The sequence below is a fragment of the Micromonospora sp. NPDC005220 genome (assembly GCF_040607895.1).
Taxonomy (GTDB): domain Bacteria; phylum Actinomycetota; class Actinomycetes; order Mycobacteriales; family Micromonosporaceae; genus Micromonospora.
This window is the reverse complement of record NZ_JBEXHP010000054.1, coordinates 16,205-38,215: the sequence shown is the minus strand read 5'-3', so window position 1 is coordinate 38,215 and position 22,011 is coordinate 16,205. Positions and strand designations below refer to the sequence as shown.

Sequence of the window (22,011 nt, the reverse complement as noted above, 5' to 3'; positions counted from 1 at the left end):
GCCCTCGCGCACGAGCCGGGCGTGCAACCGGTGCCGCGGGTGTGGTCCGGGCGGGGTCGCCCACCGACCCGCACCGACCCGCGCTACCCGAAGACGGCTGTCAGCCTGGTCGAGCACGTTCGCGCCGCCGGACGCGACACGGCGGAGACGATCACCTGGCGGGAAGGCTCGAAGGGCGCCATGAGCTCTCAGTTCGTGTTCCTGCGGGTGCGTCCAGCCGGGCACCGCGTCGCCCGTGACCCGGACGGGCTCCTGCCCGAGCGGTGGCTGATCGCCCAGTGGCCCGACGATGAGGCCGAGCCGGTCAAGTACTGGCTGTCCAGCCTCCCCGAGGCGACCAGCCGCGCCGACCTGATCCGCTACGGCAAGATCCGCTGGCGCATCGAACACGACTACCGCGAGCTGAAGACCGGGCTCGGCCTGGACCACTTCGAAGGCCGCTCCTGGACCGGCTGGCACCGCCACGTCACCCTCGTCACCGCCGCGCACCTGTTCATCACCGAACTACGCCTAGACCCAAAAGCGGCTGCGCCGGCCTGACCCTCTACAAGGTCATCCGCGAGCTGCAACGACTCCTCGCGACCTGGACCGGCGCCTGCATCACCTGCCACCAACCCGTGAAACCGCTACACCGCAACAAACGCCACCGAACCTAACAAAGCACTACTAGGAGGCGGGCGCCTCTTCGGCGGCCAGCAGGGTTTCCAGCCGGGGGGTGACCTGCCACTGGTCCACCAGCTCGCGGTACTCCGCGCGCTGCGGCTCGGTCGCCCCAGCACCGGTACGACGTGCGCGGATCAGCAGGTTACGTGGCGTGTGCTGCGAGTCCACGAACTCCACCACCTCGGCCCGGTACCCGTGCACCCGCAGCAGCCCGGCGCGCAGCGCGTCGGTGAGCACATCGGCGAAACGCTCGCGCAGGATGCCCTGCCGGGTCAGCAGCTCGTACGGGGCCGGGGCGGGGTGGGCGCGGAGCTGCTTCGCCAGGTCGTGGTGGCAGCACGGCGCGGCCAGCACCCAGCGGGCCTCCCAGCGCACCGCGCGGGCCAGCGCCTCGTCCGTGGCGGTGTCGCAGGCGTGCAGCGCCAGCACCAGGTCGGGGGCGGGGTCGACCACGGCGTCGGCGATCGTCCCGGCGACGAAGCTGACCTGGTCGGCCCAGCCCATCCGCTGCGCCAGCTCGGTGTTGCGCCGCCGCTGGTCCTCCCGGACGTCCACGCCGACCAGCTGGACGTCGAGCCCTCGACTCGTCAGGTAGCGGTACGCGGCGAACGTCAGGTAGGCGTTGCCGCAGCCCAGGTCGACCACCCGTAGCGGACCGGTCAGATCGTCGGGCAGGGTCGCGGCCAGGGCGCGCAGGAACGCGTCCACCTGACGGCGCTTGGCCGCCGAGCCGCCGATCTCCGCGAAGATCGGGTCACCGGGGTCGAGCAGGTACTCCTTGGCCCGGTCATTTCCGGTGGGCGTCGCCGCCGGGCGGGACGTCGCGGCCCGGTGCACCTGCGCTTCGCCGGACTTGGTCACCCGCAGTTGCAGCGTCGCGTCGGCCGTCTCGACGTGCCAGTTGCCGAACGGCTCGGCCAGCAGTTCGTCGACCGCCACGGCGGCCTCCGGACCGGGGGCGACGTTGCGGGTGTACGGGCGAGCACCGTCGGACGTGGTGATCTGCATGCGGGGCCCGGCCTTGAGCGTCACCGGCCGCAGTTCGGCCCGAGCGACGGTGGGACGACGCCCACGGCGGCGTCCGGCGGCGACCGCCCGGGTCAGCGCGGGGTCGAGCAGCAGCGCCCGAACCTCGGTCAGGGCGGCGTCCAGTGGTTGCGGCATCGTTCCATCTTCGGCAGGTGGGGTGGGAGAAGGGAACATCCCCCGTACCGCGCGGGGCGGTGCGGGGGATGTCAGGTGTGGCTGGTGGTCAGTCCGCTGTCGCTTCGGCCGGCGTACCCGCGCCGGAACCGCCACCACGGCGGCGCCGGCGGCGGCGCGGCTTGGACGCCTCACCGTCGGACGCGGTGGCCGGCTCGGCGGGGCCGGCGTCGGCGGAGATCACCGCGGTCGTCTCGGCCGCGACCACCTCGCCGGCCCGGCGGCGACGCCGGCGGCGTGGGGTACGGGTGCCTTCGTCGGCGGCGTCGGCGGCAGGTGCCTCGGCGACGGCCGGCGTGCCGGCGTCGGAGCGGTCGCGGTGGCCATCGCCCCGACCACGGCGCTCGCCGCGACCCTCACCACGGCTCTCACCGCGTCGGGAGCCTCGGCCACCGCTGTCGCCCCGGCGGGAGCGGGTCGTCCCGCCCAGGTCCTCTTCGATCTCGGCGGAGAGCCCGGCCCGGGTGCGCTCCGCCGTGGGCAGCGTGCCGCTGACCTCGGTGGAGATGTGCAGGTCGGTGTAGAGGTGCGGCGACGTGTGGTACGTCTCCGGCGGCTCCGGCATCTCCAGACCGAGGGTCTTGTCGATGATCCGCCAGCGCGGCATGTCGTCCCAGTCGACGAAGGTCACCGCGACACCCGTCGCGCCGGCCCGGCCGGTACGACCGATCCGGTGGGTGTAGGTGTCCTGGTCTTCCGGGCAGTCGTAGTTGATGACGTGGGTGACGCCGGTGACGTCCAGGCCACGGGCCGCCACGTCGGTGGCGACCAAAATGTCGATCTTGCCGGCCCGGAAGGCCCGCAGGGCCCGCTCGCGGGCACCCTGGCCGAGGTCACCATGCACCGCGGCGACAGCGAACCCGCGGAAGTCGAGGTCCTCGGCGACCCGGTCGGCGGCCCGCTTGGTACGCGTGAAGATCATGGTCAGCCCACGCCCCTCCGCCTGGAGGATGCGCGCCACCACCTCGACCTTGTTCATCGAGTGGGTGCGGTAGACCAGCTGCTGGGTCTGCGGCGACGGGCCGGTCTCGGCGGTGTGCCCGGCGTGGATCGTCATCGGCTGGCGCAGGAAGCGCCGGGACAGGGTGACGATCGGGTCCGGCATGGTGGCCGAGAAGAGCATCGTCTGCCGGTCTTCCGGAAGCATCGCCAGGATCTTCTCGACATCGTCGAGGAAGCCCAGGTCGAGCATCCGGTCGGCCTCGTCGAGGACGAGCGCGTGCACCCGGTCCAGTCGGAGGTGCTTCTGCTTCTGCAGGTCCATCAGTCGGCCCGGGGTGCCGACCAGGATCTCGACGCCCTTGCGCAGCGCGTCGATCTGCGGCTCGTACGCCACGCCACCGTAGATCGGCAGCACCCGGACGCCGCGCGTCCGGCCGGCGGCGGCCAGATCCTTGGCGACCTGGATGCCCAGCTCACGGGTGGGGACGACGACCAGCGCCTGCGGGACGCCGTCGCTGCCCTCGCCCGGGGCGAACACCCGATCGAGCAGCGGTACGCCGAAGCCGAGGGTCTTGCCGGTGCCGGTGGGCGCCTGACCGATCAGGTCGACGCCGCGCAGCGCGATCGGGATCGCGTACTCCTGGATGGCGAAGGCGCGGGTGATGCCGGCCGAGGCCAGGGCCTCGACGGTCTCGGCGCGGGCGCCGAGTGCAGCGAACGTGGGGGCCTCCGGTCGAACCGGGGCGGTGGGGGCCAGTTCCTGGCCGTCCAGCAAATCTTGAGTCAGGTCGCTCATGTGGATGTGGGGGTGCCCTCTCGTGGGTGCGCCCGTCATGTCCTCAGGGCGCGTTCGGTATGACGCGGGCCACACGGTCGGCGGCAGATTGCCGAGCCGGACCGGGCCGCACGCGCGCCGCGGGCTGAGCTTCGATCAGATCGGCGCCCACGGCAACTGCTCCATGTTACCTGAACAGGCATGCCTCCGTCCCGATTCCCAGTAGGCCATTCGCCACCCGGGGCAAGAAATTGTGACCCACGCCACACCTACTCCCTGGCCCGCCCCGCCTGCCCCCGCTGCTCGCGTCGATCATGGAGTTGTGCTGGTGGACGAAAGGCCCAAACAGCCTCTATCCGGGCACCACAACTCCATGATCGGCCGGGGCGGCGCGGAGGGCCGGGGCGCGGTAGCCTGCCGCTCGTGTCCGCCTCCGGTTCCGCGTACGCCGACCTGCTGGGCCTGGTCGCCTTCGGCGAGCTGCTCGCCTTCGAGCGGATGGCCGGCGACGCCCGGCTCGCTCCTGACCTGCGCCGCCGCGCCGCGCTGAACGAGATGGCGGCGGCCGAGATCGCCAACTACCGGCGCCTCGCCGACCGGCTCACCGCGCTGGGCGTACCGCCGGAGGACGCGATGGCGCCCTATGTCGAGCCGTTGCAGGCGTACCACGACTCGACCGAGCCACGGGACTGGGCGGAAGTGGTCACCAAGGCGTACGTCGGCGACGCGATCACCGACGACTTCGTACGCGAGATCGCCGACGCGCTGGAGGAACCGGACCGGGCGCTGGTGCTCGACGTCCTGCACGACTCCCGGTACGCGAACTTCGCCGCAGCGGAGATCCGGGCGGCCGTCGCCGACGACCCCCGGGTGGCTGGTCGGCTCTCCATGTGGGCCCGGCGGCTGGTCGGCGAGGCGTTGTCCCAGGCCGGCCGGGTCGCCGCCGAGCGGGCCACACTCACCGCGCTGATCGCGCGGGACGGCCGGGTCGACGTGCCCGGGCTGTTCGGCAGGCTCACCACCGCGCACACCGCGCGGATGGCCGCAGCCGGGCTGAACAACTGAGCACCGAACGACTGGTCGGAGCCGGTGCCGGCCTGCGGCAGGTGGCCGAGCGCCGACCTGCCGCGATGGCCGGACCGGTCAGCGGACGGTGAAACCGACCGCCCGGGGCGACGCCTCGGCGATCTCGACGTAGGCGACCTTCTCGACCGGAACGATGACCCGCCGGCCCTTCTCGTCGGTCAGGGAGAGCGTGCCGCCGTTGCCGGCGAAGGCGTCGGTCACGATCTGCTCGATCTCGGCCGGCGACTGCGCGCTGTCCAGTACCAGCTCGCGCGGCGCGTACTGCACGCCGATCTTGACCTCCACTGTGCCTCCTCAACTGGGGCGAAAGAACCGCCCTGCGAAGGCTATCCGATCACGGGGTCGACGGTCAGGCTGACTCACCTTGCAGCGGGAAGCTCGCGATGCCCCGCCACGACAGCGCGGCCACCAGCGCCTCGGCCTCGGCCTTCGGCACCTGCCGGCCACCGGCCAGCCAGAACTGCGCGGCCGTCTCCGCGGCGCCGACCAGCCCGGACGCGAGCAACTCGGCGTGCGCCCGGCTCACCCCGGTGTCGGAGATGATGGTGTCGGTGATCGCCGCGATGCAGCCCTGCTCGACCCGCTCCACCCGCTGCCGCACCGCCGGGTCGTTGCGCAGATCCGACTCGAAGACCAGCCGGAACGCCTCGCTCTCGTGGTCGACGAAGTCGAAGTACGCCCGTACCGACGCGCTGACCCGCTCCTTGTTGTCGCTGGTGCCGCGCATCGCGTCCTGCACCTGAGCGACGATGGCGTCACAGTGCGTGTCGAGCAGCGCCAGGTAGAGATCCATCTTTCCCGGAAAGTGTTGGTAGAGCACCGGCTTCGAAACCCCGGCCCGCTCGGCGATGTCGTCCATCGCGGCGGCGTGGTAGCCCTGCGCGACGAACACCTCCTGCGCCGCAGCGAGAAGCTGCTTACGGCGCGCGGAGCGGGGCAGGCGGGTGGGCCGGCCGGCGGTCTGTGCACCGTTCCCCGCAGCGGTCATGGGATCCTCCGAGTTCTCCGTACGAGCCGGCATTTTCCCCCCAGACCGGGCGAGGCCCGTGACCTCCGTCGTGGAAATGGCCCGCCGCTGTAACTTATCGCCACTCTCGGCACACGGTAGCCTCAGCGGGGGCGACCAAGGAGCGCGCGGTGAGTGAAACAGGGCAACCCGGAGCCGCCACCCCGGGAGAGCACGGTGACGGAGCGGGTCAGCACGACGATCCGAGCCGTTCCGTCAGTGGGTGGGCGCCTCCGGCGGGTGGGTGGCCCCGAGCCGCCGACCACGAGGACGCCCGGGACGAGGCGCCGCGCTGGCAGCCCGACCCCGCGTCGGGCTGGCGGACCTCTTCCACACGGCACGGCGACCTGCCATCGCCGCTGGTCGGGCGGTCGGGCGACCCGGAGTCGCCGGCCCGCGCCAACGGCCACCACGTCAACGGCGTACACCCCCCGGACGACGTCAACGGCGTGCATCACCCCGGTCTCGAACCGCCCGCGGGCCGCCCCACACCGGTGAGCGCACCGCCCGCGCTGCCCGGCGAGGGCCGCCCCGGGGCGGCCAGCGACCGGCTCGTGGTGCCCGCCCAACGTCCCGCACCGCCGACCGAGCAGAGTGCCGCCGAGCCCGAGACGGGCCCCGCCCCGCACTCCACCGTCGATCCGGCTGCCGCACACCGCGCCCGCTGGGCCGAGCCCGGGTTGCCCACCTCCGCCCCACCGGCCGTCCAGGTGCCGCCCGTCGGCACCGCCGCGTCGGGCTTCGAGGTGCCGCCCGGCTTCCACGCGCCGACCAGCGAACGGCTGGCCGCCGACGAGAATCCAACCGGGCCACGCGACTGGCGGGACCCGCTCGCACCGGAACCCGCGGCGACCTCGGGACGCACCCCGGGCCCAACCGGGCCTGCCGACGAGGGCGAGCATGGTCGCGCTGCCGAAGGTCACCGTCCGGCAGAGACCCATCGCGCCGGGGACGCGCACCGTCCCGGCGAAACGCACCGGGCCGGGGAGTCGTCGGCCACCGAGCCCGACTGGTCGGGGCCGAGCTGGAACCGCCCGAGTTGGGGTGGCGGGTGGGCCCCGCCGTGGTCCCGCCAGGACGACGAGCCGGTTGGCCCGGCCGCACGGGACGAGTCGGCGCCGGGCTGGGTCGCCGAGCCCAACCAGCCGTACGAGCCGGTGCGCGCCGAGGTGCCCCGCCCGTATGAGCCGGTGCGCGCCGATCCCCCCCGTGCCTATGAACCCGGCCGGGGCGAATCGGAGTCCGCGCCGGAGCGCCCCGCCGAGCCGACCAGCGCGCCACCGGCCGACCGTCCGTCCTGGGCTGGCAGCCCGACGCCGACCAGCGGTCCGCCCGCCGACCGGCCCTCCTGGGCGGGGTCTGGGGCGACCAGCGGGCCCCGGGCTGACCGGCCGTCCTGGGCTGGCGGGGCCGACCCCGAGCCCACCAGCGCGCCGTCCGCGCGGCCCTCCTGGGCTGGAGGGTCCGATCCGACGCCGACCAGCCTGCCGCCGGTGCGGCCGTCCTGGGCGGGCGGGTCCGAGACAGCGACAAGCGTGCCGCCGGTACGACCGTCCTGGGCCGGCGGCTCCGAACCGCCCGCGACCGGCGCGGCGCCCACGCGGCCGTCCTGGGCCGCCGGGTCCGATCCGGCACCGGCCAGCGCGCCGCCGACGCGACCCTCCTGGGCCCCCGCATCGGCCGAGGTGCCCGCATCGGCCGAGGCGTCACCTCCGGCCCCCGCCGGACCGCCTCCGGCACCGGCCGGGCCACCTCCCACGCTGGCCGAAGCGCCACCGGCTCCGGCCGGCCCGTCGCTGGTGGCGGAGCGCCCGTCCTGGACCGGCGGTTCGGCGACGGCGAGCAGTAACCGGGCCGAGCGGCCGGACTGGTCCGAGGGACGGCTCCCCGCGACCCCGATCGAACGCCCGTCCTGGCCGGCCAGTCGGTCGGCCAGCACCGGTGGGCGCGACGGCGGCGAGACGCCCGGCCGGTCACGGTCCGAGGCTCGGCCGACCGGCCCGTTCCGGCTTCGGCCGGCGTCACCCGAGCCCGGTCCGGCACCCGCCGAGTCGCCCCAGCCGGGCGCGCCGGCCAGCGACCCGCCATCGAACGACGCCACCCTGCCCTCGACCGCAGCTGTCCAGCCCGCCGCCCCGAATGCTTCCGGCCGCCGCGATCAGCCCGCACCGGCGTCCCCCTCTCCCTACGCGGCGCGCCGATCCGCCCCCGACCCGACGTCGCCGGCCGATGCCGGTCGGCAGTCGGCCCCGAGCGCGGTGGTGCTGCCGCAGCGCGTCCCCGCAGAACCGGACGTGCCCGTCGTGCCGGAGCCGCCAGCCGTGGATCCACCCGCCGAAACCCCGGAACTCGCCCGCATCGCCACTCATCTGCGTCGGGACGACGAACCAGCCCCGCTGCGGGAGCGCCCCGAGGGGTTCGACGTCAATGCCATCCTGGACGCCGTCCGGGAGGTGGCCGGTGTCCGCGACGCGGCCCTGCGTCGTACCCCGGCCGGGGCGCACAGCCTGCGACTGGACCTGGCCGACGGCGCCGACCCGGCCGAGGTGAGCCGGCAGGTGGCCCGGCTTCTTCAGGACCGGATGGGGTTGGCCGCGGCCCCGCAGAACGTGCCCGGCCTGCCCACCACACCACCTCCGCCGGTTCGCCGTCGCGCGGCCGAGCCCCGACCCGCCGAGCGGCGTACCCCGGAGACTCAGAACGCGGCTTTACGCGACCCCGGCGAGGTTCGGGCGGCCGAACCGCCGACGGTCAGCCGACCGTCCGGCGGTCGGGTCCAGGCCGCGCCGGCCGGCCCGGAGCAGCGGGCCAGCACCGACTCGACGCGCCGTCGCCGGTCGAACGCTCCGCACCGGGGTCGCGCCACGGTGGAGGAACCCGGCTCGGTCTCGGCCGCGCCGGCTGGCGCCGCGACCGGTAGCCCGGCGACGCTGGGCACGTCGTACTCCGGGGGTCAGGTGACCACGACGGAGTCGGCGCCGTCCCGGCCGCTGGAGACCGGCGGCGCGCCGGGGCCCCGGGTGGTGATCGACCACGTGCAGGTCAGCACCTTCGGCCTGGATGCGAACGTGGAGGTCCGGCTGCTGGCCGGGGAGGACAGCGCCTCCGGGTACGCCACCGGGCCGGCGGTGGACGGCTACGTGCTGCGGCTCTGCGCGGTGGCGGCGGCGGCCGCGGTGGACGAACTGCTGCGCGGCACCGAGAACGCCGAGCGGGGGCGCTGCTTCGTCGAACACGCGGCGGTGGTGCCGTTCGGCAATTGCGAGGTGGCCACCGTGGTGGCGCTGCTGGTCTGTGAGGGCTGGGTCGAGCAGCTCGCCGGGTCGGCGCTGGTCGCGGGTGACCCGCGTCAGGCGGTGGTCCGGGCCACGCTGGCCGCGGTCAACCGTCGGCTGGAGGCGCTGCTGTCCTGAGTGGTCCAAGGCAGACTGGAACGATGAGACGCGCCACCCTCTGGCCGGACCACCTGCTCCCCGACGATCGCGTTCCGCCGCCGTGGCCCGGCCGGGAAGTCCGCCTCGACGGCCTGGTCACGTACGTGCGGGACACCCCGGCCACCGCCGCTGGCGCGGAGCCGGCGCTGTACGTGCACGGGCTGGGCGGATCGTCGCAGAACTGGACCGACCTGGCCGGGCTGCTCGCCGACCGGCTGGATGGCCAGGCCATCGACCTGCCCGGCTTCGGCCGCAGCGAGCCCGGCCCGCGCTACACGATTCCGGCCTTCGCGGATCTGGTCGTCCGCTGGATCGAGCACTCCGGTCGGGGCCCGGTGCACCTGTTCGGCAACTCGCTGGGCGGCGCGGTCGCGGTCCAGGTCGCCGCGCTCCGGCCGGACCTGGTTCGTACCCTCACCCTGATCTCCCCGGCGCTGCCGTTCCTGGATTTCCGGCGCTCGTTGCAGGGGCGGATGCTGCCGGTGCTCGCCATTCCACGGGGTGAACGGCTGGTCGCCAAACGGCTCACCCAGCTCGCGCCGGAGGTGATGGCCCAGCAGGTGCTGGAGGCGTGCGTCGCCGATCTCAGCCGGATCTGCGATCAGCGCCGGGCCGAGGCGCTGGAGGAGATCCGGATCCGGTACGAGGCCGAGCACTACGCCGCCGCGTACGTCCGGACGTTCCGTGGGCTGGTCTCCAGCTTCCTGCGGGCGTACCTGCCGGGGTCGGGGTCGCTGTGGCGCCTGGCCCGGGCGGTACGCGCGCCGACCCTGGTGGTGGGCGGCCGACAGGACCGGCTGGTCGACGTGCGGGTCGCGCCGCAGACCGCCAAGGTCATTCCGGACAGCCGATTGATGATGCTCGACGGTGTCGGCCATGTGGCGCAGTTGGAGGTTCCCCGGCTGGTTGCCCGCGCGGTGGTCGCCCTGCTCGCCGAAACGGCTGACGTCGCGGGGCGGTCTGATCTGGCAGGCTGACCTGGATGCCCAGCTCACCCCGCCACCCTGGTCGCCGTCGGCGACGTTTCGCGCTGCTCGCCCAACTGGTGGCGGTGGTGGTGGCTGTCGGCGCGGCGGTGACAGTGATCGCCGAGGGGCCGGGTGGGCATCCCGGCGCTGACCGGTTGGCCGCCGAGGAGATCGACACGCCGCCTCCGCTGGTGGCCGGGCCGCTGCCGCCCGACCCGTCGCCCACTGACGTGGTTCCGTCCAGCCCGCCCCCGGTATTACGGGTGCCCGGCGCGGTTCCGAGCGCCGGTACGGGCGGGTTCGGCTACGACGCCCGCTCCGGCCCGGTGCTGGGTCGGGCGGGTGAGCTGCGCCGTTATCGGGTCGCGGTGGAGTCGGGCAGCGACGAGGACGTGGCCGAGTTCGCCCAGGCGGTTCAGGTGGCGCTCGCCGGGCCGGGCAGTTGGGTCGACAGCGGCCGGTTGCGGCTCCAGCAGGTGCCGGGGGCTGCGCCTCGGGACTTCACCGTCTACCTGGCCACCGCCCGTACCGCGGCTCGGATGTGCGCACGGGGTGGGGTGGACATCCGGATCGACGGTCGGCCGTACACGTCCTGTCGGGCACCCGGCCAGGTGATCATCAACCTGGATCGGTGGCGGTTGTCCGTGCCGCACTTCGTCGCGGCCGGCGTGCCGCTGACGGTCTACCGGACGTACGTGGTCAATCACGAGGTGGGTCACCAGCTTGGGCATCGGCACGAGCGCTGCCCCGGTGCGGGCCGGCCGGCCCCGGTGATGATGCAGCAGACGCTCTTCCTCAGCGGATGCCGGGCCAACCCGTGGCCGTACCTGAACGGGCGTCGTTACACCGGCCCCGCCCTCTGACCCGACCGACCATTGAACCCTCCATCAGGCGCCTTGCGGCAATAGCGGCGAAAACGGAGAAATGCCCGAATAATCTGGCAGGCTTGACGTCATGACGCCGTCGTCCCCTTACGGCCCGCCTCGGCCGCCCGACCACCGGTCGGCGCTCCGGGGTGTACGTCCCACATTCGTCCGGATGCACCGACGGCCTCGCCACAGCGGCATGCTGATCGGCCTGCTGGTGCTCGCCGCGGCCATCGGCGTGACGGTGAGCCGGGGCGGCGGGCCGTCGGACGAGCCGCCGGCCACCACCCAGGGCGGAATGGGCCACGGCGGTGGGGTGGCCGCGCACCCGGCGCCCACCAGTTACCCGTCGGTCGGAGCGGGACGCTTCACCGCGGCTGACGGCGAGACACCGGTGTACGGCACGGACGGGCCGCTGCACCGTTACCGGGTCGTCGTCGAACGCGGCGCCGGCCAGGACGCCGACGTGTTCGCCGCCAGCGTGGACGAGGTGCTGGCCGACCCGCGCAGTTGGATCGCCTCCGAGGAACTGCGGGTGCAGCGGGTGGCCGACGCCAGGGCCGCCGACTTCACCATCTACCTGGCCACCCCGGTCACGTCCGAGCGGATGTGCGCCGAGGGCGGGTTGACCACCGAGCGCTACACCTCCTGTCGCCTGCCCGGTCAGGTCATCATCAACCTGGCCCGCTGGATGGAGGCGGTGCCCGACTACGGCGCGTCGCTGGACACCTACCGGACCTACGTCATCAACCACGAGGTGGGCCACGAGTTCGGCGAGAACCACGAGGCGTGCCCCGGCCCGGGGGAGCCCGCCCCGGTGATGCAGCAGCAGACGTACGGCCTGGAAGGCTGCGTCGCCAACGCCTGGCCGTACCTGGACGGCCGTCGCTACGCGGGGGACATCGTCCCCTGATCGGCCGGGTCTTTCGGTTATTCCCGCTCCCGCATACCGGACCACGTGTCGTCCCTCATGGCCGAGGGGGGCTCCCGCGAGCAACAATGGCGCGGTCACACCGCCGATCCCGGGGAGTCCACCGTGTCGTTGCCCCCGCTCGTCGAGCCCGCCGCCGAGCTGACCGTAGACGAGATCCGCCGCTACTCACGCCACTTGATCATTCCGGATGTCGGGGTGACCGGCCAGAAGCGGCTGAAGAACGCCCGGGTGCTCTGTGTCGGCGCCGGTGGCCTCGGGTCGCCCGCCCTGATGTACCTCGCCGCGGCCGGGGTCGGCACGCTCGGCATCATCGACTTCGACACCGTCGACGAGTCCAACCTCCAGCGCCAGATCATCCACGGCGTCTCCGACATCGGCCGGTCCAAGGCCGAGTCCGCCGCCGCGTCGATCCGCGAGATCAACCCCCTGGTCAACGTGGAGATCCACAACACCGCGCTGGACCGGGAGAACGTCCGCGAGATCTTCGCCCAGTACGACCTGATCGTCGACGGCACCGACAACTTCGCCACCCGCTACATGGTCAATGACGCGGCGGTGCTGCTGGGCAAGCCGTACGTCTGGGGCTCGATCTACCGCTTCGACGGTCAGGCGTCGGTGTTCTGGGCCGAGCACGGCCCCTGCTACCGCTGCCTCTACCCGGAGCCGCCGCCGCCCGGCATGGTCCCCTCCTGCGCCGAGGGTGGTGTGCTCGGCGTGCTCTGCGCGTCGATCGGCTCGATCCAGGTGAACGAGGCGATCAAGCTGCTCACCGGCATCGGCGAGCCGCTGGTGGGCCGGCTGATGGTCTACGACGCCCTGGAGATGGAATACCGCAAGATCAAGGTCCGCAAGGACCCGAACTGCGCGCTCTGCGGCGACAACCCGACCGTCACCGACCTGCTGGAAGACTACGAGGACTTCTGCGGCGCGGTCTCCGAGGAGGCCCAGGAGGCGACGGTCGACGCGACCATCACCGCACTGGAGCTCAAGGAGTGGCAGGACGCCGGCAAGGACATCTTCCTCGTCGACGTGCGTGAGCCGGCCGAGTACGAGATCGTCCGGATCCCCGGCTCCACCCTGATCCCCAAGGGCGACATCCTCTCGGGCGAGGCCCTCGCGAAGCTGCCGCAGGACCGGCAGATCGTGCTGCACTGCAAGTCCGGCGTCCGCTCGGCGGAGGCGCTCGCCGCGCTCAAGGCGGCCGGATTCAAGGATGCCGTGCACGTGCAGGGCGGCGTGCTGTCCTGGATCAAGCAGATCGACCCGTCGCTCCCCGCGTACTGACGATCGTGCCGGGGCGGCCCCCACGGCCGCCCCGACACGATCCACGCCGCCCCGGCAGATCGACGCAGATGACACCGAGTGGCCGTCCGCCCGGAGCGACGCAGTCATTCCGGGCTGGCCGATTCTCTGAGGCGGCATCGCGTCTGCGCAGGTAGCGTCTCCGCCGTGGTCGACTTGGAAGCCGCGATCGGGTTCGTCGTGGCGCATGGGGACGCGGTGGAACGCGCCCGCCTCTCCTGGCTCCGCAACGGCACCGCCGTGCCCGCCGAGCTGTTGGAGACGGCCGAGGTCGGCCAGTCACCCGACGGCGCTTGGCCGGCCACCTGGGGCGGCGAGATCGCCTCGATCGACGCCACCTGCTTCCGGCTCGCCGAACTGGACGACCTGGGCGCGCTCGGTCGTCCCGCCGCCCGGCGGGCGCTGGACTGGTTGGCGTCCCGGCAGCAGGCCGACGGCGGTTGGGAAGAGGACGCGTCGCTGGCCGACTCGGCACCGGAGTGGGCCCGACCCGGCGACCCGGAGGCCGGGTTCCTGTTGTCGGCCAACGCCGGTTTCTGGCTCACCGTCGCCGGCCTGGACGCCCGCGCCTCGGGTCCGCTCGACCACCGGGTCGGCGGGGCGTACGCCGGGGTGGTGCAGGCGGCGGCCCACTCGCTCGCCGCCCGGCTGCGACCGGACGGTAGCTGGCCGTCGTTCCTCGCCGCGGGCTGGCTGAGCGCGGCCGTGCTGCACCGGCAGGAGATGTTCCAGGAGTCGGCCCGGATCCAGGTGGTGCTCGCCGAGCGGATGCCGAAGATGTCCCCGGGGGACGTGGCGTGGCTGGCGGCCACGCTGCGCCGCGCCGGTGTCGACCCACAGGACTGGATCATGGTGCGGGCGCTGCGCCGACTGGCCGAGACCCAGCGCAGCGACGGCGGCTGGGAGAGCGACGACGGCCACCAGTTCGACGTGCACGCGACGCTGGCCGCGATCCGGGCGGCCCGACCCGCGCCGCCCGGCTGAGCGTCGGCCGCTAGCGCAGGTGCCCGTCGCCGGTGACGACGTACTTGGTGCTGGTCAACTCGGGCAGGCCCATCGGACCACGAGCGTGCAGCTTCTGGGTGGAGATGCCGATCTCCGCGCCGAAGCCGAACTCGCCCCCGTCGGTGAACCGGGTCGAGGCGTTCACCATCACCGCCGCCGCGTCCACCCTCGCGACGAAGTCGCGGGCCGCGCTCGCCGAGTCGGTGAGGATCGCCTCGGTGTGCCCGGTGCCGAAGCGGCGGATGTGCGCGACCGCCGCGTCCAGCGAGTCGACCACCGCCACCGAGATGTCGGCGGACAGGTATTCGGTGGCGTAGTCCTCCTCGGTGGCCAAGACGACGGCGGCGGAGTACGCGGCCACCTCGGGTGAGCCGTGCACTGTCACCCCCGCCTCGGCGAACGCGGCCAGCACCGGCGGCAGGAACGCGTCGGCGATGCCCGCGTGCACCAGCAGCGACTCGGCCGTGTTGCAGGTGGACAGGCGCTGCGTCTTGGCGTTCAGCGTCACCGCGACGGCCTTCGCCACGTCGGCGGCGGCGTCCACGTAGACGTGGCAGTTGCCCACCCCGGTCTCGATCACCGGCACCGTCGACTCCTCGACCACGGTGCGGATCAACGACGCGCCACCGCGCGGAATGAGCACGTCGACGAGGCCCCGGGCGCGCATCAGCTCCTTGACCGAGTCGCGGGAGCTGGCGTCGAGCAACTGCACCGCGTCGGCGGGCAGCCCGGCCCCGGCGACCGCGTCACGCAGCACCGCGACCAGCGCGGCGTTCGAGTGCGCGGCCGACGACGACCCGCGCAGCAGCGCCGCGTTGCCGGACTTGAGGCAGATCCCCGCGGCGTCCACTGTCACGTTGGGCCGCGCCTCGTAGATGATGCCGACCACCCCGAACGGCACCCGGATCTGGCGCAGCTCCAGGCCATTGGGCAGGGTGGACCCGCGGACCACCTCGCCGACCGGGTCGGGCAACGCGGCCATCTCCCGCAGCGCGTCGGCGATGCCGGCCACCCGACCGGTGTCGAGCGCGAGCCGGTCCAGCACGGCCGCGCTCAGCCCGGCCTCGCGGCCGGCCGCCAGGTCCGTCTCGTTCGCGGTCAGGATCTCCGGGGTACGTGTCACCAGCGCGTCGGCCATCGCCACCAGCGCGGCGTCCTTGACCGTACGCGTGGCCACGGCCAACTCCGCGGCGGCGTCCCGGGCCCGTCGCGCCTGCTCAACCACGCTCATGCCGGCACTCCGCTTCGCTCCGTGCCGCCCTGAGGCACCACCGCCCTGAACCGATGATTCGCTCGCTGGCGCTCGCTCATGCAGCACTCCCGTTCACAGCAGGACGAGGTCGTCGCGGTGGACGACCTCTCGTTCGTACGCCGGGCCGAGCGCCGCGGCGAGTTCGGACGTGGAGCGGCCGAGCAGCCCCGGTAGCTCCACCGCGTCGTAGTTGACCAGCCCTCGGGCGACCGATGCGCCGGCGGTGTCCACCAGGTCCACCGGGTCGCCGGCGGTGAACGTGCCGTCCACGGCGGTGATGCCGGCCGGGAGGAGCGACTTGCGCCGCCCGACGACGGCGGCGACCGCGCCCGGGTCGAGGTGCAACCGGCCCCGGGGCGAGGTGGCGTGGGCCAGCCAGAACAGCCGGGCCGTCGGGCGTTGCCGCTGCGGGTGGAAGAGCGTGCCCACCGGTTCGCCGGCCAGCGCCGGCGCGGCCAGGTCGGCGGCGGTGAGTACCACCGGGATGCCGAAGCCGGTGGCGATCCGGGCGGCCTCGACCTTTGTCACCATGCCGCCGGTGCCGACGCCGGACCGGCCGGCCCCGCCGATGGTGATGCCGGCGAGGTCCGCGTCGTCGCGTACCTCGGTGATCCGCGTCGAGTCGGGCTTGGTGGGGTCGCCGGTCCAGAGCGCGTCCACGTCGGAGAGGAGCACCAGCAGGTCGGCGTGCACCAGCGCGGCCACCAGGGCGGCCAGCCGATCGTTGTCGCCGAACCGGATCTCCTGGGTGGCCACCGTGTCGTTCTCGTTGACGATCGGCACCGCCCGCAGGTCGAGCAGCTTGCGCAGCGTCCGGTACGCGTTGCGGTAGTGCGCTCGCCGGGTCACGTCGTCGACGGTGAGCAGCACCTGCCCGACGGTGCGGCCGTGCCGGGCGAAGCTGGCCGCGTACCGGCCGATCAGTAGCCCCTGCCCGACGCTGGCGGCGGCCTGCTGGGTGGCCAGGTCGCGCGGGCGTCGGGTCAGCCCGAGCGGGGCGAGCCCGGCGGCGATGGCGCCGGAGGAGACCAGCACCACCTCGCGTCCTTCGGCGGTGAGCCGACCGAGGGTGTCGACCAACGTGTCGACGCGCTCGTCGGCCAGGCCGCCGGTGGCGGTGGTCAGCGAGGAGGATCCGATCTTGACGACGACCCGCCGGGCCGTCGTGACTGCGTCGCGCACCCGACCATTCTGCGTGGTCACGGCCGCACCGCCCGGCGGCGTTCCCATATGGTGGCGGATTGTGACTCCTGACGAGTACGTCGAGGCGGTGCTCGACCTGGTCGAGCGGATCCCGGAGGGCCGGGTCATGTCGTACGGCGGGGTGGCCGACGCGTTGTCCGAGCGCTCGGGGCGTGCCTCCGCCCGGTTGGTCGGCACCATCATGGCCCGGCACGGTGGCTCGGTGCCCTGGCATCGGGTGGTGACGGCAAGTGGTCGACTGCCGCCTGGGCACGAGCGGGAGGCGCGGGCTCGACTGCGGTCCGAGGGAGTGCCGCTGCGCGGTGAGGGCGTGGACATCGCGGCGGCGGGCTGGTCGCCTGATGAGGGGATGTGACCGCCGTCCTAACGTGAGTAACATTCGGGCCCATGAAAACGCCGCCGGGCGCCGGCTCGTCAGCCGACGGCTCGCTGCCCCGATCGGTGCACGCCGGCTACGCGCTCGGTTCGCTGGCGACCGGAGCGTTCGGCACCGTGCCCGGCCTGCTGCTGCTGCCGTACCTGACCGACACGCTGGGCGTGGCCGCCGGGCTGGCCGCCCTGCTGGTGCTGCTGCCCAAGGCCTGGGACGTGCTGGTCAACCCGGTGGCCGGGCGGATCTCCGACCGCACCCGGTCACGGTGGGGCGCCCGCCGGCCGTACCTGCTCGTCGCCGGCCTCGCGCTCGCCGTCCTGTTCGCGTCGATCTTCGCGGCACCCTTCGGTAACGGCTCGGCCGCCGCCGCGTACGTGGCGTTCGCCTTCCTCGCCACCGCCACCGCGTTCGCCTTCTTCCAGGTGCCGTACGTGGCGATGCCGGCAGAGCTGACCGGCGACTACGCCGAGCGCACCCGCCTGATGACCTGGCGGATCGCGGTGCTGGCGCTGGCCATCCTGGTCTCCGGCGCGGTCGCCCCGCTGGTGGTGAGCGCCGGCGGTGACGGCGTGGCCGGGCACCGCTGGATGGGCCTGTTCGTGGCGGTGCTGATCGCCCTCGGCGCGCTCGGTGCGTTCCTGGGCACCCGGTCCGCGCCGACCGGCACGGTGGGCGAGAGCGAGCCGACCCTGCGCGCCCAGCTCGCCGTGGCCGGCGCCAACCGCCCGTTCCGGGCGCTGCTGATCTGCTTCGTGGTGCAGTCCGCCGGGGTCGCGACGATCCTGGCCGGGGTCAACTACTTCGCCGGGCAGATCCTGCGCGACGACAAGACCGGGCCGACAGTGCTCTTCGTCTGCTTCGTCGGGCCGGCGCTGCTGGTGATGCCGATCTGGACCCGGGTCGGCGCCCGGCTGGGCAAGCGGACCGCACTGGTCGTCGCCTCGCTGATCCTCGCCGCCGGTGCGTTCACCCTGGTCACCGCGCCGGTGCTGCCGCCGGTCGCCGTCTATCTGGTGGTCGCGCTGATCGGCGTGGGGTACGCCGGGCAGCAGGTCTTCGCGCTGGCCATGTTGCCGGACTGCATCGCGCACGAGACGGCGCGCACCGGTCGACGGCAGGCGGGCGTCTTCACCGGGCTGTGGACGGCCGGGGAGACCTTCGGCCTGGCGCTCGGTCCGGGCATCTACGGACTGGTGCTCCAGCTCTCCGGCTACGTGTCCTCCGACACCGGCTCGGCGGCGGCCCAGTCCGACACGGCGAGGCTCGGCGTGCTCCTCGGCTTCACGGTCATCCCGGCCGCGCTGATCGCCCCGCCCATCCTCCTGCTCCGCCGATACACCCTGACCCCCGCGACCCTCGCCGCGACGGCGACGGCGACCGACGACCGCGTCGATCATGGAGTTGTGCTGGGGGACGAAAGCCGTTGACCGTCACAAGAAGGGCACCATAACTCCATGATCGACGAGAACAGGGCCGGGGGCGGGGGCGGCGTGCTGCCGTCGGGGGTTTCCGCGGAACTTGTGCTCTCCGAGGTTCGGGGGCTGCGGAGCGCGGACCGGCCCACCCACGGGGGGCGGCTCTTCGCGTACGTCTACGACCCGGCGGTGCCGGGGCTGGACGAGCTGGCCGCCGCCGCGCACCGGGAGAGCGCCCACGTCAACGGGTTGGACCCGACCGCGTTCCCGTCCCTGCTGGCCATGGAGAACGCGCTGGTCGGCGCCGCCGGCCGGGTGCTGGGCGCCGGCCCCGGGACCACCGCCCCGGACGTCGTCGGCAGCGTCACCAGCGGCGGCACCGAGTCGCTGATCCTCGCCGTCAAGACCGCCCGGGACGCCCACCCGGAGATCGCCGCACCCCGGATCGTGGTGCCGTCGAGCGCACACGCCGCATTCGCCAAGGCGGCGCACTACCTGCGGGTGGCGCTGGACGTCGTGCCGGTCTGCACGGAGACGCTGCGTCCCGACCCGGCCGCGATGGCCGCCGCGATCCGCCCGGAGACGGTGCTGGTCGCCTGCTCCGCGCCGTCGTACGCGCACGGGGTGGTGGACCCGGTCGCGGAGATCGCGGCCAGCGCGGCCGAGGCCGGGGTGCGCTGCCACGTGGACGCCTGCTTCGGCGGCTGGACCCTGCCGTACCTGCGCCGCCTCGGGGAGCCGGTCCCGGCGTTCGACTTCGCGGTGCCCGGGGTCACCTCCATCTCGGTCGACCTGCACAAGTACGCGTACGCGCCGAAGGGGGTGTCGGTGCTGCTGCACCGAGACGCCGCGCTGCGCGCCCCGCAGTACTTCGCGTACGCCGACTGGCCCGGCTACACGATGATCAACCCGGTGATCGCGTCCACCCGCTCGGGCGGTCCGATCGCCGCCGCGTACGCCACCGTGCGGCACCTCGGCGACGACGGCTACCTGCGGCTGGCCGCAGTCACCCGGGACGCGGTCGCCGGGCTGGCCGACGCGGTCCGTGCCGTCGACGGGCTGCGGCTGATGGCCGAGCCGGAGTCGACTGTCGTCTGCTTCACCGCCACCGAGAATGGCCCCGACCTGTTCGTCCTGGTCGACGAGCTGACCGCGCGGGGCTGGCACACCCAACCCCAGTTGTCGTACGCCGGCCTGCCCGCCAGCGTGCACCTCACGGTGACAGCCGCGGTGGCGCCCCGGGTGGCCGAGTTCGGGCCGGACCTGGCCGCCGCGGTGGCCGCGGCCCAGGCGGCCGGACCGGTGCGGCTGCCCGCCGAGGTGGCCGCGCTGGCCGGTGCCCTCACCCCGGACGCGCTGACCCCGGAGCTGGTCGCGGGCCTGGCCGCCGGGCTGGGCATGGGCGGCGAGCCCGACGGTGCGCCGCTGCCGGAGCGGATGGCGGTGGTGAACACGCTGCTCGACGCCGCGCCGCCGGAGCTGCGGGAGCGGCTGCTGGTGGAGTTCGTCGGGCTGCTGCAACGCCCCACCTGGTGACCGGAGCGCCCTGAGGTCCGGCCGCTCACTGCCGGACCGCACGGAGGGCGCCTGTGATTCACTGTCGATGAGGAGAGGGGGCGGTCGTGCAGCTGCCGGCAGTGCTCGGTGAGCCGATCCGGTTCGTGCTGAACTGGGGGCGCCGCTACTCGCTCTGGGTGTTCAACTTCGGTCTGGCCTGCTGTGCGATCGAGTTCATCGCCACCAGCATGGGTCGGCACGACTTCATCCGACTCGGCGTGATCCCGTTCGCCCACGGGCCCCGCCAGGCCGACCTGATGGTGGTCTCCGGCACGGTGACCGACAAGATGGCCCCGGCGATCAAGCGGCTCTACGACCAGATGCCCGAGCCGAAGTACGTCATCTCGTTTGGCGCCTGCTCCAACTGCGGCGGCCCCTACTGGGATTCGTACTCGGTAACCAAGGGCGTCGACCAGCTCATTCCGGTCGACGTCTACGTGCCCGGCTGCCCGCCTCGGCCGGAGGCGCTGCTGCACGGCATCCTGCGCCTACAGGAGAAGATCGCCGCCGAGCAGTCCGGCATCGGGGGTGTGCCGCAGCGGGACGTGCTGGCCGCGCCGCTGGACGCGCCGCCACGCGAGGCCGCCGCGCCACGCTCGGTCGACTCGCTCACCGCCCCGCCGGTACGCCCACCCGCCGCGAACTGAGAGCGGCCGGCCGCCACCCGTTGTGGACCCGCCGCACTAGCCTGCGCACTATGAGCAGCTCAGTGGACCAGCGCTCCGCCCGCATCGTCGGCGTGCTCACCGAGGAGTTCGGCGCGTCGATGGCGATCGATCCGGCCGCCTTCCGCCGCAAGTTCCGCAAGATGGCGGCTTCGCCGTTCGCCTTCTACCGGGGCAGCGCCGCGCTGTTCTACGCCGACCAGCTCGGCGACTTCGCCGACGACCGGTTCCTGAACGAGCAGACCAGCCGGGTGTGGATCCACGGTGACCTGCACGCGGAGAACTTCGGCACCTACATGAACGCCTCCGGGCAGTTGGTGTTCAACGTCAACGACTTCGACGAGGCGTACGTCGGGCCGTTCACCTGGGACCTGCGCCGGCTCGCGGCCAGCGTGGCGCTGCTCGGCTACGGCAAGGCGCTCTCCGACACGGCGATCGGGGAGCTGGTGGCCGGGTTCGCCCGGTCGTACCTGACCGAGCTGCGGGCGATCGCCGCCGGCGGTGACGACGCGATCGGCTCGATCACCCTGGACAACGCCGACGGGGTGCTGCGCCGGGTGCTCCAGCGGGCCAGGCTGAACACCCGCGTCGACCTGCTCGCCGCGCAGACCACCATCGACAACTACGAGCGGCGGTTCTCCCTCGGCGACGGGGTCTTCGAGATCGACGACGCCACCCGGGACCTGGTCAGCGCCGCCTTCCAGGACTACCTGGGCACCCTGCCCGCCGCCTCGACGCAGCTCCGCCCGGTGGCGGCGCGGATCAAGGACGTGGTGCTGCGCAAGGGGGTGGGCATCGGCTCGGCCGGGCTGCCGTCGTACAACCTGCTGCTGGAGGGGCACACCCAGGCACTGGAGAACGACGTCGTCATCTACATGAAGCAGGCGCAGGTGCCGGCCGTGGCGCGGTACGTCACCGACGAGTCGGTCCGCGGCTACTTCCAGCACCAGGGGCACCGGACCGCCGAGTCGCAGCGGGCGTTGCAGGCGCACGCCGACCCGTGGCTGGGCTTCACCGAGCTGAACGGGACCGGGCAGCTCGTCGCCGAGGTCTCCCCGTACGCCGCCGACCTGGACTGGTCGGACGTGAACGAGCCGGAGGAACTGACCGGGATTCTCGTCGACCTTGGCCGGGCGGTGGCCCGGATGCACTCGGTCGCCGACGACGAATCCAGTCACGACCTGGTGGACTACTCCACCGAGGAGGCCATCGTCGCGGCGGTGGACGCCGACGAGTCGGGCTTCGTCGGCCACCTGGCGGACTTCGCGCACGCGTACGGGGTGCGCGCCAGGCAGGACCATCAGCTCTTCGTCGACCTGTTCCGCAACGGCCGACTGCCGGGCATCTGATCGGGCGCGCCGT

18 protein-coding genes and 1 pseudogene are annotated in these 22,011 nt (G+C 73.3%); 13 read left to right on the top strand and 6 right to left on the bottom strand.

Translation table 11 applies throughout. From position 1 onward, the window contains the following. Positions 1-540, top strand: a 540-nt coding sequence (locus ABZU52_RS20180; protein ID WP_354972530.1) for a transposase, incomplete at its 5' end; no start/stop codon positions are given. A 126-nt stretch (positions 541-666) separates the two neighbouring features. Here the strand turns inward: ABZU52_RS20180 and ABZU52_RS20175 are convergent. Both ABZU52_RS20175 and ABZU52_RS20170 read right to left on the bottom strand, forming a co-directional pair. After that, positions 667-1,827, bottom strand: a complete 1,161-nt coding sequence (locus tag ABZU52_RS20175; protein WP_354972529.1) for an SAM-dependent methyltransferase — start codon at positions 1,825-1,827, stop codon at positions 667-669. An 88-nt stretch (positions 1,828-1,915) separates the two neighbouring features. Then, a complete protein-coding gene (locus ABZU52_RS20170) occupies positions 1,916-3,604 on the bottom strand; it encodes a DEAD/DEAH box helicase (protein WP_354972528.1) in 1,689 nt (562 codons plus the stop codon). Positions 3,605-4,006: 402 nt separating this feature from the next. On the opposite strand from ABZU52_RS20170, the gene ABZU52_RS20165 reads away from it, so the two are divergent. Further along, positions 4,007-4,648 (top strand): ferritin-like fold-containing protein, encoded by a 642-nt coding sequence (locus tag ABZU52_RS20165; RefSeq protein ID WP_354972527.1) that lies wholly within the window; start codon positions 4,007-4,009, stop codon positions 4,646-4,648. A 78-nt stretch (positions 4,649-4,726) separates the two neighbouring features. Here ABZU52_RS20165 and ABZU52_RS20160 read toward each other — a convergent pair whose 3' ends face one another. Together ABZU52_RS20160 and ABZU52_RS20155 are read right to left on the bottom strand one after the other, a co-directional pair. Beyond that, positions 4,727-4,954, bottom strand: a complete 228-nt coding sequence (locus tag ABZU52_RS20160; RefSeq protein WP_030329796.1) for a DUF3107 domain-containing protein — start codon at positions 4,952-4,954, stop codon at positions 4,727-4,729. Between the two features lie 64 nt (positions 4,955-5,018). Beyond that, positions 5,019-5,657 (bottom strand): TetR/AcrR family transcriptional regulator, encoded by a 639-nt coding sequence (locus tag ABZU52_RS20155; RefSeq protein WP_030489514.1) that lies wholly within the window; start codon positions 5,655-5,657, stop codon positions 5,019-5,021. A 2,201-nt stretch (positions 5,658-7,858) separates the two neighbouring features. Here ABZU52_RS20155 and ABZU52_RS20150 point away from each other — a divergent pair. From ABZU52_RS20150 to ABZU52_RS20125, 6 genes and pseudogenes are all read left to right on the top strand, one after another. Next, positions 7,859-9,088: pseudogene (locus tag ABZU52_RS20150) on the top strand (hypothetical protein); the annotation flags it as partial. A 23-nt stretch (positions 9,089-9,111) separates the two neighbouring features. Continuing rightward, positions 9,112-10,086, top strand: coding sequence for an alpha/beta hydrolase (locus tag ABZU52_RS20145; RefSeq protein WP_354972526.1), 975 nt, complete (start codon positions 9,112-9,114; stop codon positions 10,084-10,086). 5 nt (positions 10,087-10,091) lie between these two features. Next, on the top strand, positions 10,092-10,940 hold the full coding sequence (locus ABZU52_RS20140; protein ID WP_354972525.1) for a DUF3152 domain-containing protein: 849 nt from the start codon (positions 10,092-10,094) through the stop codon (positions 10,938-10,940). 175 nt (positions 10,941-11,115) lie between these two features. Continuing rightward, entirely contained in the window at positions 11,116-11,856 is a 741-nt protein-coding gene (locus tag ABZU52_RS20135) for a DUF3152 domain-containing protein (RefSeq protein ID WP_354972524.1), read from the top strand. A gap of 57 nt (positions 11,857-11,913) precedes the next feature. Further along, entirely contained in the window at positions 11,914-13,161 is a 1,248-nt protein-coding gene (gene moeZ / locus ABZU52_RS20130) for an adenylyltransferase/sulfurtransferase MoeZ (protein WP_354972531.1), read from the top strand. Positions 13,162-13,239: 78 nt separating this feature from the next. After that, positions 13,240-14,163, top strand: coding sequence for a prenyltransferase/squalene oxidase repeat-containing protein (locus tag ABZU52_RS20125; protein ID WP_354972523.1), 924 nt, complete (start codon positions 13,240-13,242; stop codon positions 14,161-14,163). A 10-nt stretch (positions 14,164-14,173) separates the two neighbouring features. Here the strand turns inward: ABZU52_RS20125 and ABZU52_RS20120 are convergent, their stop codons facing one another. Both ABZU52_RS20120 and proB read right to left on the bottom strand, forming a co-directional pair. Further along, the gene (locus ABZU52_RS20120) at positions 14,174-15,415 is read right to left on the bottom strand and encodes a glutamate-5-semialdehyde dehydrogenase (protein ID WP_354972522.1); all 1,242 of its coding nucleotides are present in this window, start codon (positions 15,413-15,415) and stop codon (positions 14,174-14,176) included. Positions 15,416-15,508: 93 nt separating this feature from the next. Further along, the gene (proB, locus tag ABZU52_RS20115) at positions 15,509-16,666 is read right to left on the bottom strand and encodes a glutamate 5-kinase (protein WP_354972521.1); all 1,158 of its coding nucleotides are present in this window, start codon (positions 16,664-16,666) and stop codon (positions 15,509-15,511) included. 13 nt (positions 16,667-16,679) lie between these two features. Here proB and ABZU52_RS20110 point away from each other — a divergent pair, with 13 nt between their 5' ends. From ABZU52_RS20110 to ABZU52_RS20090, 5 genes are all read left to right on the top strand, one after another. Then, entirely contained in the window at positions 16,680-16,994 is a 315-nt protein-coding gene (locus ABZU52_RS20110) for an MGMT family protein (protein ID WP_354972520.1), read from the top strand. Positions 16,995-17,026: 32 nt separating this feature from the next. Next, complete coding sequence (locus tag ABZU52_RS20105) at positions 17,027-18,439, top strand: MFS transporter (protein WP_354972519.1); 1,413 nt, start codon at positions 17,027-17,029, stop codon at positions 18,437-18,439. A 27-nt stretch (positions 18,440-18,466) separates the two neighbouring features. Further along, positions 18,467-19,963, top strand: a complete 1,497-nt coding sequence (locus tag ABZU52_RS20100; RefSeq protein WP_354972518.1) for an aminotransferase class V-fold PLP-dependent enzyme — start codon at positions 18,467-18,469, stop codon at positions 19,961-19,963. Between the two features lie 86 nt (positions 19,964-20,049). Further along, positions 20,050-20,631: an NADH-quinone oxidoreductase subunit B gene (locus tag ABZU52_RS20095; protein ID WP_196929437.1), complete on the top strand. Its 582-nt coding sequence runs from the start codon at positions 20,050-20,052 to the stop codon at positions 20,629-20,631. A 50-nt stretch (positions 20,632-20,681) separates the two neighbouring features. Next, on the top strand, positions 20,682-21,998 hold the full coding sequence (locus tag ABZU52_RS20090) for a DUF2252 domain-containing protein (RefSeq protein ID WP_354972517.1): 1,317 nt from the start codon (positions 20,682-20,684) through the stop codon (positions 21,996-21,998). The last annotated feature ends 13 nt before the right edge of the window (positions 21,999-22,011 follow it).